Below are 13,660 nucleotides of genomic sequence, written 5' to 3' on the forward strand. Positions count from 1 at the left end.
TGAGGATTAAGGGTTCGGGGGTCGCTTATGTATTTTCTGTTCGAGTGCGGTTGATTGACCAGTCCGGTAATTTTGCTACCACGAAAGACACGAAATGACACGAAAAGAATGTGTTTCGCAGGGAATCGTGAAGTAACAATTTCTGGAACTGCCTGTATGAACGGACGATTGGGAATTTTGTTTTGTAACACGAAGGCTGGTGCTTCTCAGGTCGGGTAATATGATGTTTTTGAGAGATGTCTCAATTCATGCAGACAAGGCAATTGTTTCGACCCATAAAGATGGTTTCGTGGGGAAATTTGCGCGGGATGTCACTGGTTGTATCAATTTGTTCCTGCGACTGATTCACCGAAAAATTGAAACGGCTGGGACAGCCAAGCTCGCATTGACGTTTACGAATAACAAGTCGTTGGTCAAAGAACGCCACCATATGTATCCCGAACAGCCGGATGTGCTGATCTTTACGTGGTTGTTTCAATTTGACAAATATGTTGAGGCATCCGAGCTGAATAAGAAGAAGATGATATTTTCAGCGATGACCGATTGTGTGAAGTATCTTGCCACTCAGTATGAGTGGGATGCGCGGCCCTTGAATGAAGCACGGAAACAGGCTGAACAGGATGATTATCAGTTCAATGGTTACCTGAAACATTCCTGGAGTTCTCCCGATTCCAAGTGGCGTGTGCGAATTTATTATGAATGCGGGCTTGAGTTTCTGGAGTTCTCCTGCTGTCTGTTTCGGAATCGATCCAAAACAGAATTGTTTCGCAAAAAAATGGGTCGGGTTGTGCCTGCGCAAGGGGGATATCGGATTGAGGAATCGAATGGGAAATGGCTTTCTAATACTCAATTTGAATTAATATCACCCACATTCCAACGCATCGAATGGGGCGTTGATTTCGCCGAGATCATGACAGGCAGTAACCAGTAAAGTGATCGCCATCGGCCGGTTGAGTGACCAGACCGGTTTTTTTTGGCTACCACGAAAGACACGAAATGACACGAGAGGTGTTTGTGGTTTCGGAGGCTGTTGCTGGGACATTGATGTCAGTCGTCATAGCTGAGTTCTCCGATTTCCTCATCGACGATTTCGGTTTCCGCAGCGAACTTCTGCATGTAGTAAGCAACACCGCTGACTGCGATTACGAATGAAAATCCGAACAACATGTAGATTGATGCGGGAGTCAGCTGCCACCAGGCGACTGCAATATAAAGTAAAAAGGCTGATGCCAGGAAAATGACGACGAAATGAATCAGCGATTTCAACCGGTAAGCGGGACTGCTCAAGTCATTTTTGAGTGGAGGATAAACAAGTTTCTGGCGTTTGATGTCATTGCCGTTTTTGCTTAATGTGCAGAGAAGAGGTCCTTTGGAAAGGCTGACCATTTTCGTTGTCGTCGTGTAACGGTCGTCACCTATCATGAAATTATGAGCGGTTTCGGTAGCGACGCTTCTTTGTGTCGAGACCAGAGTCCCGTCAACAAACACCTTTTGTAAACCGGATAACGAACTGAACCACGCCTCAATTATTCTGCCGTCATCCTCGAACGAAAATGAATACCCTTTCAGAAAGCTGAATGCTTTTGGTTTGCTCATCAGTCAGAGTTCTGTTTCACTTGAAATCGAGTTAGAGACCGGCCTGTTTCAATGATGGCTACGCTACCCCGGTAGTTCGTTGATTCTACTACGATTCTGCTCCGTTTAAAATGAATTTCTGAAGTTCAGGAACATACCGCCACCAGCTGCGTTCGCTTTCCAGTCTCTCTCGATACTCTTGATCTAGTTTGCAATAAACGAAATATTCTTCCGGCGTCCATTCGTACTGTTCCTTGTATGTTGCCACGCCGACATAGAGTTGCGGAAAGGAGCGGCGGTGAACCAGACCGAAATCGGCGATGGTCGCGGTGCGACGGCGCGCAGGATACATCGGCCACAATCTCAGGAAATCATCTCGAATCTGTGGCGACACGGCAAAAACCGTCATCATGGTACGTTTTTGAGACGTGGTTTTATAGCGCTCTGTGCAGAACCGGTCCCAGATCGGACAACGTTCCTCCGACCACAGTTCGTCCCCTTTGAGTGTGATCCGGAAGTAAGGCTGATTTCGGTTTCCTCCGACTTCAAGCACACCACGCTTACATAACCACTTAAGGCGGTCTTGTAATTGATCATCATCGAAGTCATGTGAGTAACCCAGATTCCACTGCTCGCAGAAGACCTCCTGCCGCAGGTATTGAAACCGAACATCACAATCAAAAAGAACATCCAGCAGAATCAGATCATTGTCTGAGAGACAGGTAGAATCAGTACGATAGGGCAGTTTCTGCATTGCGTGGGGGATTTATTTTTCGGTTCCTGGAACCTTTAATGTTTATGGAACCTTTAATGTTTAGCTTTGACGTTCAATATAATAATACAGGAAACCAGTCACTTCGCAAAGGAGCGCAACAGGCCACATTCGGGGCAGCGATAGGAAATGATCTTTCTTGTTCGGGATTCTTCAATTCTGACAGTCTTGGTTCTGTTTTTCGTCTTGAACCCGAAAAACGTGCCGCCCGCGTTTTCTGGATCGTCCGGATGCCACGTCGCCTGGAGCGCACCCAGGAGTGTCGTATCTGGAATGAATCCTTTTTCCATCTGTTTTTCACAGTCCGGGCAGTGGGGTATCGTGTTCATCAGACGCTCCGATCAGTCTTGTTTTCATAACTGCTGATCTGGGTTGAACGCAGCATGATCGCCATTGGATCATTCGAATGTCAAAATAATCCAAAACGTCATCACGAGGTTGTGTCCCGATAAACGGGGCGTCTTCCGGTGGGTTTGGGCCGGGTGTTGATGGATGAAAGACGTTGGTGCAAGCCGGGTACGTTTTAGGCTATGTCCAGTTTTACAGTAGTGTCTCCTGGGCCATTTAGACCGCGTATCTTAGACTGAGAGACGCTATGGTTATCTGTGACGCGTTTTTTTAGAAGTCTTTCAGCTCTTTTTCTAAATTGATATCGAGGCTGGTGGAGAGTGTGATTCGCAGGCTGCCAGAATCACTTTCTTCAAACTGAATGGATTTGTGCGGCATCTGTGATGTTGGTGACTGGCAGAGAATCACGTTTTTACCTCGCAGAGAAAAATAGTATTCCTTCAGTCCATCCTTTTCGAACGCTACAAAAATCAGTACGCCGTCTCGGACCGTTACGCTTTGAACCCTGCCATAGGTCGTCGTTTTTTTCTCAGGAGGCTGCTTTCGCTGAGTGGCAATCGTCTTTTTCTGTTCGCCGGATTCTACATTCGGCTCTTCAGTCAGGAACAGTAGCGACAGGCTGAACAGGATGATAAAGAGGGATGAGGTCGTTGATAATAAATCTTTCATGTCACTTCTCCACCCGTGGGTATCAGGCATTGGTTGATTCTGGAATCTGGCAGTCGGTATCTGCCGGCGAATTCTTCCTGATAGTAACACACATGGCGCGCGGCTCTGTTTCATGCTTTTCTGGAAAAGAGGCTGACAATCCCAACAAAAGTCAACCTTACTGAATGACGACGGTTATTTATCGAGCGGTGCGATGAGTTCAAGTCGGTTGATTGCTGTCACCCGCCACTCGCCTGTCGTGAATCGCTCCAGTTCGAACAGGACCCGTTCCCCATGAACGGTCATCAAAATCTGGGAATGGGTGGTTTTCGAATCGACCAGCACTTGTTGAATAAAGTGGGGCTGCTCATTCAGAAATGCATTCCAGCGCTTCAGGGATGCTTGCTGTGCCAGTTCATCGCTGGCCCATCTGGCTGCTGCCTTTGAATCGAGTGCCAGGGCCGCTGCCATATATTTAAGCACGGCATCTCGGGGGTAGATCGGTAATTCTTCCGGAGCCTGAGACTTCGGCGTATTGCGAGGAAAAGCAGAGGCCACCGGCAGTTTTGAGGCATTTCCCAGCCACGAGAGATCGTCACTGTGGGTCAGTTCTTCAACGCGGCGCCGGATAATAATTCTGGCATCCTGTTTGCGCTGGCCGAGTTGTTCCCGGGTCTCATTCAACTTTTGTTCGACCAGCTCAATTTGTGCCCGTTGTATTTGTAGACGCAGATTGAAGGCACGCTCTACTGCCTCCGCTAACTGGCTTTTCATTTGATCCCAGGTCTTTGGATCTTCGTTCTGCTGATCGATCGCAGCAGCAGCTCCCTTTTTTTCTTTTGACGGGGCGTCTGTCTTCGAATGTTTTCTCAACGCGACGGCGTAGCGGGCTGAATCTCGTTCCGCCTGTTCGTAATCAGCGCGTAATGCTTGAATCTCGTGCGAGTGTTTACCGGAAGTCAGGCTGGGATCGGGACGCGAAGTTTTCTGCTTTGCTTTCGGATCTTCTTTGACGGTCTGGGCGAGTGTTAAACCAACAAAGCCGGAAAAAAGTAAGATTAAACTCAGTATCATACGCATAAGAATCACCTCGTTGAGGAAAAGGGTTTGTATCTGTTTATTCTGAAATGGTTGTCTCTGCTGACGGGGTGTTACGGAACGGTCGTTGTGCGTCTTGCGAAAGGGTATCGGAATAATTCAGCAGTTCGGTTGTCTCCTGCAGAGAGGGTCCTGTATTCCATCCTGTTCCTTTTGCCATTTCAGGCACTTTCTGTGTCTCGAAGCCCAGTTCTTTCGCTGAGTGCGATGTGTTGCCAGGATGATGCTGCGCCCCGCTCGGCGACGTGACTTTCCCCGAATTAAGCAGGATCAGCGTCGTCAGTAGTATCACACTTACACAGCCGGCAATCAGCCAGCGCTTGTGGTTTCCGGAACGGGCCGTGTTTGTGATGATCACCGTTTCGGGTTGGCCTGCAGATGGCATTGGCTGACTCGGCAGCGGAGCTGAGTCCGGTGTCTGCAGATGCGCCAGCCATTGATTCAGGAGGCCGGATACATCTTCGGCAGATTGAAAACGGTCTTCCCGAATTTTTTCAAGCAGCTTCATCACAATCGCTTCCAGCCAGACTGGTACATCGACGTTGATGCTTCTCAAGCCACGTGGAGAGTCGTTCCCAATACGATTCAAGATTCCCATCGTTGTTTCAGCGCGAAACGGGCTGCGGCCCGCGAGCATGAAGTACATCACGCTGCCGAGCGAAAACAGATCGCTGCGATGGTCGATCGAATCACCGTGTGCCTGTTCGGGCGACATGTATTGTGGCGTACCGGCGATCACACCACTGCGGGTCATGCTGGCATCGTCGATGGCGCGGGCCAGTCCGAAGTCGGTAATCTGAACCCGCTCGACCTCATGTTCCAGCAGGATGTTTTCCGGCTTGATATCTCGATGAACCAGTCCCTGGGTATGAGCTGCCGCGAGCCCGTCGGCAACCTGTGCAGCGATGCGTATGGATTCAATGACAGACAATGGCCCGTATTCCTCAATGCGGCGTTGCAAACTCTGGCCTTCTACAACGGGCATCACAAGAAACGGCAGTCCGTTATGTTCGTTGACGGTTAGAATCGGTACCACGTGCGGATGGACTACTGCTGCGGCGCTCTTCGCTTCCCGAGAGAAACGTTTGCGGGCCGCCGCGCTGCTGGCGAAGCGCGGAGCGAGGACTTTGATTGCACATTGGCGGTCGAGTGCCGTATCAAGCCCTCGCATCACGATCCCCATTCCGCCTCGCCCCAGGAAATCCAGTATTTCATATTGAGCGAAACGTCCCAGCGAATCTTGACGTTCCGTCGGTTCCAGCAAATCTGCCTGGTCGTCTTCCGGGGAACGCGACTCCGGATGGTCTGCTCCTGAAACGGCTTCGGAGAGTTCATCATCACGCAACATCTCCCCCACGTCGTCCCATGACAGCCCCTGCTGTGACAAAGTGTCAATATGTTGAAGGCAGACTTCGCATGTTTCGACATGTTCGACCAGCGCACTCTGCTGTTGATCGTCAAGCTGATCACGCAGGTAACGTTCCAGCATGATTTCGTCGAAATGAAAACGTGCCACCATACCACTTACCTCATTCTTCGAATGTGCGTACCTTATCGCGTAATCGGGCCATGACACGACAACGCGACATACGAATCGAACCCTCTGACTTTTCCAACTGCTGTGCAACGTCAGCAATCGAGTGTCCCTCCACTGCTGTCAGCCAGAAGGCCAGCCAGATGGGATCATTAAACTCAGTCTTCAGTTCCTCTGCCGCTACGCGAAACCGCATCCGCTTCAATTCGATATCGAACAGTGTTGCCGTGGGGTCGTCACACGCAGGAACCTGTTGCAACATTGCCTGAACATTACTGTCCCCCGACCCAACTGGTCCTTTTGAGCGCGTCAAATGGTTGATTACCAGGTTCCGGGTGATGGTTCTCAGCCAGCCTCGAAATGTACCCTGCGCGTGGGGGACAAATCGTTTGATTGACTTGCGAACCGCTGCTAATACTTCCTGGGCCATGTCTTCTGCATCGGCATGCTGTAAACCTTTCAGACGAGCGACTCGCACGATCAGAGGTCGATAGATGCCGTTGAACTCATCCCAGGCAGCATCATCGGCAGGATGCTGTAGTCTTGCGATCAGCGACACTCTTGTTTCAGGACCTTGCAAAGCGACTCCTCCACGAGATAACACACGGGAATGCTGAAGTTGTCACAAAAAAAGAAATAATATTTGAATGGGATCTCTTTAGTCGTGTTGTAAAGTCATTTCAGAAAAGGATATACGCTTATCTTTTTAGTTTTGTCAGAAGATTGAAAATTGAGTTTGTTGATCCGGTTCCGGTACGTCTCAGGGGGCAGGCAGCGCCTGGTGTGGTTTGAAATGTGCAGACATGTGACCAGTAGAGTTCCTCTATCCGTTATATCAGTTTTCTGTGTGAATGCAGCAATGTTTTCGGACAAACCCTGAAACGGCTCTTATAGTCAGAGCGTTAACAGAACCAGTCCCCCGGGCTGACCATCGCTGGTTCAGGACTGGTGTAAACGGGGCCAGTTGTATGACCAACCCGGAAATATTCCGACCACGAAAGACGCGAACCGACACGAAAAATATTTAATTCGGGTATCTGGCTGCTGACTCTTGTGATGTTGCCAGCGTGGTTATTTGGCATTACTTTCTGCTGTGTTTTGCACACGAAAGTAAGAGACGCCGGTCTGTCCCGCAGCCAGTTCCCGGACGTGAACTTTCCACATCCCGGGCCGGTCGTTGCCGGCAATGTCGAGCTTTAAAGGGAGTTGTCCCTGTTCGGCTCCGTAATATCCGCTGAATTCAGCCACCCTGCCGGCGGGATCGGTGATCTTTACTTGCAATGGAATCACAGCAGGGATCGTTTTTGATTTGCTATCAAGTACCGACACCAGCAACTCGAGCGGCTTTCCGGCTGGCGTGCTTTCATTGCCTGTAATCTTCACTGCAGCGATTGGAGTGGGTGTCACCAGAAACACTCGTCCTTCACAGGGGCCCAGTTGCACGGGCCAGCTTACCTTGTTTTCTGTCTGCTGGGTCGAAATTTCACGGTTTGTCTGTAAATCATAAACGTGACCACCCTCGCGTAATAAAGTGAGACTGCCTTCCGCTGGCAGGCCATCTTCCATCACCAGGCCATGCTGTCCCACATACGTTCCAAATTCGCGTCGATCATTGATCACGAATACATAATCACTGTTTCCAGCCGAGCGGGTTCTGGTTACGATCTCGGGAGTCGTACACTGCGAATACCATTCATACCGTCCTGCTAACGCGGATTTTAACTGCGCTGCATGCTGCAGAATGGTCTTCTGATCTTCCTGTGTCCGTTTGGAACGTACGAATTTCGGCAGCACGATGTCCGCTTTGATCGCCGGTGTCAGATTGGGGTCGCCAATGACGATGCCTCCCCGTTTCTGAAAGGCAAGGATCTTTTCTACGACGGAGCGGGTCAGCACATCACAGTCAGCCAGCACCAGCAGCTTGTACTGATCCAGTCCTTTTTTGAGCAGTGTCTGTTCGAAGATCACTTCGGGCTGCAACTGTGCATGCAGGAGCGTCAGGTATGCTTCGTCATGGTAATACCCGTAACTCCCGCGGCCTGCGAATATTTGCGATGTGAAGCTGTCGAGGTACGCGACATCAGCCTGACGGTCGGGGACTTTTAGCAGCGTCGGTCCCAGCGGTTCCAGGATTTCCCGATGCAGGCGTTTGAATTCCGTCTGCAGATCGGGCTGCGTGTATTTGTAGGCATGTGTGCCATCGGTGGGCACCAGGGAGGACCAGCCGTGATACATCAAGCCTGTTACGGGTCGTGCAATTTTGTTCCAGAAAGCGCTGCGTAAATGTGTGGGTGCGATGGAGATGTAGGCGGCATCGGGATCATGATCGTCAAACGGAGAAGCGATAAATTCTTTACCGGTTTTCTTTGGCGCGCTGGAAGAGCGGTACCAGAACAGTTGTGTCATTTTCATGACATCCTGTGGTTTGTCTGAGGCGGCTGCCATCGCAAAAACTTCATCACAAAAATAGCCTACGCGTAATGCCGAAGGTTCGGTATAGGTCCACTGACTGATCACATCTACCTCTCCACCTGAGCCACCGATGCTGGGGGCACGAATGGCGGGATCATAAAACGTCCAGATGCGATCTCGCCCGTCGGCCTTCAGGCCCCGATGCAAAGCGGTGTGTAACGGGTTCCAGCCATCACCGACGGTCCAGAACCAGCGATAAAACTTCAGCAGCCGATCATCATCGGGCAGGACCCGGTTTTTGGGAAAATCGGGGATGGTATGCCAGCGTGGCCCGATTTTATCAGTCACCTCAGCCGGAATGTCTTCCCCAGAGAACTCACGATAACGTGCAAAATCACTCTTGGAAAAACTGACGTGTGTGCTATCGCGGACTTCGCTGTTAATGAGTGCTGCCGTTAAGGCGGGGTGGTCACCATACATCTCTCCCACACTGCGGCCATAGTTTTCTGAGAACTCCTGCAGACCGGGCAAGGAGGCATTGCAATCGTGCCGTTGGTAAGGCTGACCGTTTCGATCGACCCTGCTCAACTCTTTACGATCTTTTAAAAAGTGGCCTGCATAGAGTGAAGCAGCGATATCAAAATCATTCGCCAGGGCTGAATCGAGCATGCCCCTGACGGCATTGATCGTTTCCGGACCATCTGTCGGCACCGGTTTGCCGGCGTCCCAGACTTTTTGTGGTGATGTCGAAAAACCCAGGCAATGGTTGAATCCCAGATCCTGCAGGCGGGGCAGTTCTTTTTCGAATTCACCAGGACTGCCAATGCCCCACATCAAGACAGGCATGCGTCCCGGTACTCTTCGCGGTACCAGTTTGAGTAACAGGCTCTCTTCGCGCGACATCGGGTATTCGCCTCCGACACGGACCTGTCCCTGGAGAACATAATCATCGGGCCGCAGCGTGGTGTCAAAGGAAACCTGTTCTATATACTCTCCCTCAGCGGGTAGTTCCGGCAGGTCAATCTCGCGCTCAATCCAGCCCGGGCCGAGCAGCCGCAGTTTCGCGCCGCTCAATGGTTTTTGCTGCTGGTTGCGGACGGTGACTTGAATCTTTGGTGAGGGTTCAAAACGCCGCCAGACACTCCGGTCAACGGTCAGCGAAATGGTCAGGGGACTGAATTCGAGCGCCCCCGAGCTGATGCGCACTTCATCGATGAAGCCGGGAAAACCGCCGTAGTTGCTGCCGATCCGATCTCCAATACTTAAGGGAAGTTTACCGGCGGCAATTCCGTGACGGCCAGGTCGGGTGACATTTCCGACGGAGGACCCATTTTGATAAAAACGAACCGTTCCCGCTCCATCGTAGCTGAACGCCACATGTTGCCAGACGTCCTGTTCAAAGGTGAGAAAATCGGTGACGAAAGTTTCTATCTCTTCCCCAAAGCCGAGCACGACATTCATCCGCCTTCGACCGGCAGGGTTGGGTGGGCTCAATAACCATTGGTAGTCATGCTTTGAGGCGTATTTCTTATCGATTAAATAGGTCAGGCTGGCATCCCGCAGCTGTGCCTTCGGTTTAATCCACATTTCTACGGTGAAGGCTCCTGGGGGACTCAGTTCCGGATGGTCTGCCACCATGAGCGCATGATGTTTATCATCAATGGGCCAGCCTGGGAATGACTCCAGGCCTCCCCCAAATTTTCCAGCGGTCGCGGGCACCGCGCCATCCAGTGTTCCGGTAAGGCCAAGACGCCCGGAGTCAACCGTTTCGGCCCCCTGTTTGAACTGCCAGTGACCAATGACTGTCGGCCCGTTCGAATCGCTGCCAGAGTACTCGGCCTGCCAGTTTTGAGTGATGGTCTCTGCTGACAGGGCAGCATTTCCTGCAACCTGGAGAGCAGAACAGATCAGTAGTAGAACAATAAAACAAGGACGATTCATGGTGAAAATCCTGAGGTGTGTAAAATAGTCATATCGCGAAGGAGTGAAAGAAAATCCGATTCAGCGTAAGCAGCGATGCGAGATAATACGTGCTCCCTGACTGACTTAGAAGGGACTCCCCTCGCAAAGATCAGAGTTTCAAGCGATATTGAGATTGTAATGATACCGACCGTGCTGCGTCTATTCTTATTTGAGAGCTGATAATTTCTGAAACAGGTGAAGCACAGGGGGGACATCGGAAACCGGGCACCGTGCGATTCGGGTACGAGCGGGTGACCAGCCCGGTATTTCTGCGACCACGAAAGGTACGAAACGACACGAAAAAGATTTGATTTGCGGAGCTGGTTCCGGGAAACTGGTGTCACTCGGAATGGCTGTGGCTTTACTACTGGCGGAGGTTCCGTTTGGTGGAGTAGATTAATGGTTCCGGACATTATTGATTTATCTGGGATATCATGATGCGCCTTGTAGACAATCCGCAAAACAAACTTGTAGTAAAACAGATTCAGGATGTTGATTCGTATCATGTCATCTTGCGACAAGGGGCTAAGTACGCAAGGTATCTGCTGGGAGAGCCAGACGATGACATGCGGGATTATTATACAGAAGGTATGTGGGTGCCGATGATGTCGAAAGTCCGTTATGCTTTAATGTGCCTGGGAATCAAAAATCCTGAAAACGAGGAACCCTATCACAGGTTTTGTGAGATCCACATGACCCGGAGAGAGAGTTGCAGTCTGACTGATTACAGGGGGAATGTCGTGTTAAGAGAGTGCATTCACCAACTCGAACTGGAAATCAAAACGCAGCAAGACAAATAAATTGGGAATGCTGTTGAGTACAACGAAGGTGCCATTCAGGGCGACTGCGTGCCCAACCCGGTATTTTTGCTACCATGAAAGGCACGAAACGCCACGAAAAAAATTTGATTCGGGCGGCTGGTTGTGGGAAGCTGGTGTCTGTTGGAATGGCTGCGATTTAACTACCGGCGGCAGTTTCAGTTTGGGGAGAGGATCAACGGTTCCGGTCAGCTTTTTAATGCACAGCTAAGAAGAGCAGCCTGCGAATGATCCTGATTTTGTGAGATTTCGCTTTGTCACTCATTTAGCGATATCAGAGAGAAGGTTGTGTAGTCCTCCACTGCAGCATAACCGTTTGGCCTGAGAGTCACTACAAAAATCAGACAACCCTATTGATTTTCAATCAAAGAAAACAGCCCCGATGCATGCAGATTCATCGAGGCTGTTTTTGGTTCCTGGAACCTCTCTTTCAGCCGTTTGCATCCGAGTTAATTGTCACCCTCGCGAAAGGTCGGCCCTGAAAATTTGGGAACTGACCGGATCGGTGTTTGTGCGTTCGCACTGTGTTTCCACCAGTTGGTCTCGTCAATAATTGTGCGTAGGAGTATCCATATCGCTAATGCGAATGAAATACGAAACACTCCGACTGTCGCTACCGTGGAGTCAAAATCGACGTCATTGGGGAGAAGCCCTACATAGCGGATGTCCCAGATACCGGGCCCGATTACATTAGAGCGTATGTCCATAACTGCCTCGGCTGAAAGTTTTGGGCGGGTGCCGTTGGCCTTTCGATGGGCGTAGCTGTTTCGGAGATTGCGGAGAGCCTCTAAGGCCGTCAAATAGTCAACGTCAATGATGCCCAATACATAAGCCAAGGTGATGCGCGATGAGAATGAACCAAGCGGTGCGTCAATGCCAGACTTGGTTAGGCGATTTAGCTGTGAGGCGAATTTATCGTCAGAAGTGTTGCAGGATTTGACTGTGAATACTTGTCGCAGCAAGTGCTCTAAAGCTTCCTCGACAAATGCGCTTGCAACCAAGACAGCACCACGGTCCGACTCGTTAAGCACAATCTCGTATCTGAATTCCTCATTCAAGTCTTCCAGCCATTTTTGTCGCCGGTCGTCTGGCGTTTGCTTGTTCTTTGACATGGAGAATTTCCAGACTGGGTACGATTGTAGCCTAACTATTGATAGGCAGTATTTCATTCTCTCAAAAGCTATCGAGAGTTTTGTCTATTATCAATTGATGAGATGAGGACTGAGAGAGTCCTGATTATTTCTCAGGAATTAACCGTGTGCGGGTTAGTTTAGTTTGTAGATTTCATTCGTTAAGCGGTTTTGAAATTCCTGAAACGGTAGTTTAAAAACACATCTGAGAAAATGTTTGAGTACATTGACCAGGTGAGAAAGGTGGTCAGGATTGATTAAGAGTCCTGACCATTTTCTTTTACGCTACCCACTGGCGCCCGTCAGGCTGTCTGGTGCTTTGCCTTGGTTGACATTTCATCCCAATAATTGATTAATCGACAAGCCTTACTCATGTATGTTACGAAACACCTAAGAACCATGATGCTGTCTTCTTTACTCAAAGTGCTGCCAGTTGGATGACCAGCATCGTTTCGATTTACTCTTATGACATCGAACATCGAATCTAGCCAGATCGACATGTTATCTGCAAGGTTTCCCGGGATTCTTTTCTTGGCCTTTTCTAGTTCAGGGCGCATTTAGCTGAACAGTTCTCGAATTCCGATCCGTGGGTTGCCAACTGCAATTGAGATTGACTCATGACCTTCAATTAGATCGCTCTTTGCCATAGCATGTGCCATTCGAATAATTACAGACTCTGAAGATACTCCAATCAGTACGTGGCAGGCCACATACAATTCATTGACGAACGCTTTAATTGCCTCTTGGGCGTATTGTTTCTCAATGTCACTTATTCCGACTGCTTTCTTAAGTAAGCTGGCATACCAAATGTTGTCATTGTATGGGTTTTCTTCTTCCTCCTCAATATACCGTTTGCCCTTTTCAGTGAGCCGGAGATCCCAGTTCGATGGGGCCGGCTGACTGATATCGAAGTATGCCAACCCTCGAGAGATCCAATCCCATGCCATAGGAATTAGACTGTACTGAGTTACCCGGTAGTCAGATTGTTTCCCGTTGAATTCACGGGCAATAAAGTACAGACGTCGGTCACTCATTTTTTCGATAAATCGTAACAATTCAATCTCAAGTTCAGGTTTCATATCGCATGTCCAACTTTTTGATAGACAGAATTTGACTCTCTATACAATTATCAGGATTTTTATCTATTATCAATTGACACCAAAAATGGATAAGAGTTCACAGCGGAGAGAAAAGGTGTCCGGAACCAAAAAGTTTATAGTTCAAAATACAAGTCAAGGTAATCAGGAAATGTTTCTGTCTCGGTCAGTCTATTTCGGGAACTGGCTTGCGAGTAACAATATCCGTACGAGGTCAATCGCGAGGGTAGAGATGTAGGTTCACTCATATGTGTAGATCAGGTTGA

The 13,660-nt window shown here is 49.6% G+C and carries 13 protein-coding genes; 2 read left to right on the forward strand and 11 right to left on the reverse strand.

Annotated elements, in window-relative coordinates; genetic code table 11:
• Positions 1–220: 220 nt before the first annotated feature.
• Positions 221–931, forward strand: a complete 711-nt coding sequence (locus GmarT_RS01050) for a hypothetical protein (RefSeq protein ID WP_002649588.1) — start codon at positions 221–223, stop codon at positions 929–931.
• Between the two features lie 116 nt (positions 932–1,047).
• Here GmarT_RS01050 and GmarT_RS01055 read toward each other — a convergent pair whose 3' ends face one another.
• The 9 genes from GmarT_RS01055 to GmarT_RS01095 form a co-directional block, all read right to left on the reverse strand.
• Positions 1,048–1,596 (reverse strand): hypothetical protein, encoded by a 549-nt coding sequence (locus GmarT_RS01055; RefSeq protein ID WP_002649587.1) that lies wholly within the window; start codon positions 1,594–1,596, stop codon positions 1,048–1,050.
• Between the two features lie 88 nt (positions 1,597–1,684).
• Positions 1,685–2,329, reverse strand: coding sequence for a hypothetical protein (locus tag GmarT_RS01060; RefSeq protein WP_002649586.1), 645 nt, complete (start codon positions 2,327–2,329; stop codon positions 1,685–1,687).
• A gap of 98 nt (positions 2,330–2,427) precedes the next feature.
• Positions 2,428–2,676 (reverse strand): PF20097 family protein, encoded by a 249-nt coding sequence (locus GmarT_RS01065; protein WP_002649585.1) that lies wholly within the window; start codon positions 2,674–2,676, stop codon positions 2,428–2,430.
• 289 nt (positions 2,677–2,965) lie between these two features.
• Entirely contained in the window at positions 2,966–3,364 is a 399-nt protein-coding gene (locus GmarT_RS01070; protein ID WP_002649584.1) for a hypothetical protein, read from the reverse strand.
• A 174-nt stretch (positions 3,365–3,538) separates the two neighbouring features.
• Positions 3,539–4,423, reverse strand: a complete 885-nt coding sequence (locus GmarT_RS01075; RefSeq protein WP_044240524.1) for a hypothetical protein — start codon at positions 4,421–4,423, stop codon at positions 3,539–3,541.
• 37 nt (positions 4,424–4,460) lie between these two features.
• On the reverse strand, positions 4,461–5,960 hold the full coding sequence (locus GmarT_RS01080) for a serine/threonine-protein kinase (RefSeq protein WP_002649582.1): 1,500 nt from the start codon (positions 5,958–5,960) through the stop codon (positions 4,461–4,463).
• Positions 5,961–5,970: 10 nt separating this feature from the next.
• On the reverse strand, positions 5,971–6,534 hold the full coding sequence (locus GmarT_RS01085) for an RNA polymerase sigma factor (protein ID WP_002649581.1): 564 nt from the start codon (positions 6,532–6,534) through the stop codon (positions 5,971–5,973).
• 343 nt (positions 6,535–6,877) lie between these two features.
• A complete protein-coding gene (locus tag GmarT_RS29680) occupies positions 6,878–7,057 on the reverse strand; it encodes a hypothetical protein (RefSeq protein WP_149302394.1) in 180 nt (59 codons plus the stop codon).
• Entirely contained in the window at positions 7,047–10,328 is a 3,282-nt protein-coding gene (locus GmarT_RS01095) for a LamG-like jellyroll fold domain-containing protein (RefSeq protein ID WP_002649579.1), read from the reverse strand. Before GmarT_RS01095 ends, GmarT_RS29680 begins: the two co-directional genes overlap by 11 nt.
• Positions 10,329–10,783: 455 nt before the next feature.
• Between GmarT_RS01095 and GmarT_RS01100 the strand changes: the two genes are divergently transcribed.
• On the forward strand, positions 10,784–11,149 hold the full coding sequence (locus tag GmarT_RS01100) for a hypothetical protein (RefSeq protein ID WP_149302395.1): 366 nt from the start codon (positions 10,784–10,786) through the stop codon (positions 11,147–11,149).
• A 467-nt stretch (positions 11,150–11,616) separates the two neighbouring features.
• On the opposite strand, the gene GmarT_RS01105 is transcribed toward GmarT_RS01100, so the two are convergent.
• Together GmarT_RS01105 and GmarT_RS01110 are read right to left on the reverse strand one after the other, a co-directional pair.
• The gene (locus tag GmarT_RS01105; protein WP_002649577.1) at positions 11,617–12,279 is read right to left on the reverse strand and encodes a hypothetical protein; all 663 of its coding nucleotides are present in this window, start codon (positions 12,277–12,279) and stop codon (positions 11,617–11,619) included.
• A 575-nt stretch (positions 12,280–12,854) separates the two neighbouring features.
• Complete coding sequence (locus tag GmarT_RS01110; protein ID WP_002649575.1) at positions 12,855–13,376, reverse strand: hypothetical protein; 522 nt, start codon at positions 13,374–13,376, stop codon at positions 12,855–12,857.
• Positions 13,377–13,660 lie beyond the last annotated feature (284 nt).

Origin of the sequence: Gimesia maris (assembly GCF_008298035.1) — a bacterium.
Lineage (GTDB): Bacteria > Planctomycetota > Planctomycetia > Planctomycetales > Planctomycetaceae > Gimesia > Gimesia maris.

Excerpts from the sequence above, each read along its gene's own strand:
- GmarT_RS01055 (WP_002649587.1), bottom strand. The coding sequence starts at position 1,596 with ATGAGCAAACCAAAAGCATTCAGCTTTCTGAAAGGGTATTCATTTTCG.
- GmarT_RS01110 (WP_002649575.1), bottom strand. The coding sequence starts at position 13,376 with ATGAAACCTGAACTTGAGATTGAATTGTTACGATTTATCGAAAAAATG.
- GmarT_RS01095 (WP_002649579.1), bottom strand. The coding sequence starts at position 10,328 with ATGAATCGTCCTTGTTTTATTGTTCTACTACTGATCTGTTCTGCTCTC.
- GmarT_RS01080 (WP_002649582.1), bottom strand. The coding sequence starts at position 5,960 with ATGGTGGCACGTTTTCATTTCGACGAAATCATGCTGGAACGTTACCTG.
- GmarT_RS29680 (WP_149302394.1), bottom strand. The coding sequence starts at position 7,057 with ATGCCAAATAACCACGCTGGCAACATCACAAGAGTCAGCAGCCAGATA.
- GmarT_RS01105 (WP_002649577.1), bottom strand. The coding sequence starts at position 12,279 with ATGTCAAAGAACAAGCAAACGCCAGACGACCGGCGACAAAAATGGCTG.
- GmarT_RS01060 (WP_002649586.1), bottom strand. The coding sequence starts at position 2,329 with ATGCAGAAACTGCCCTATCGTACTGATTCTACCTGTCTCTCAGACAAT.
- GmarT_RS01050 (WP_002649588.1), top strand. The coding sequence starts at position 221 with ATGATGTTTTTGAGAGATGTCTCAATTCATGCAGACAAGGCAATTGTT.
- GmarT_RS01070 (WP_002649584.1), bottom strand. The coding sequence starts at position 3,364 with ATGAAAGATTTATTATCAACGACCTCATCCCTCTTTATCATCCTGTTC.
- GmarT_RS01075 (WP_044240524.1), bottom strand. The coding sequence starts at position 4,423 with ATGCGTATGATACTGAGTTTAATCTTACTTTTTTCCGGCTTTGTTGGT.
- GmarT_RS01065 (WP_002649585.1), bottom strand. The coding sequence starts at position 2,676 with ATGAACACGATACCCCACTGCCCGGACTGTGAAAAACAGATGGAAAAA.
- GmarT_RS01100 (WP_149302395.1), top strand. The coding sequence starts at position 10,784 with ATGATGCGCCTTGTAGACAATCCGCAAAACAAACTTGTAGTAAAACAG.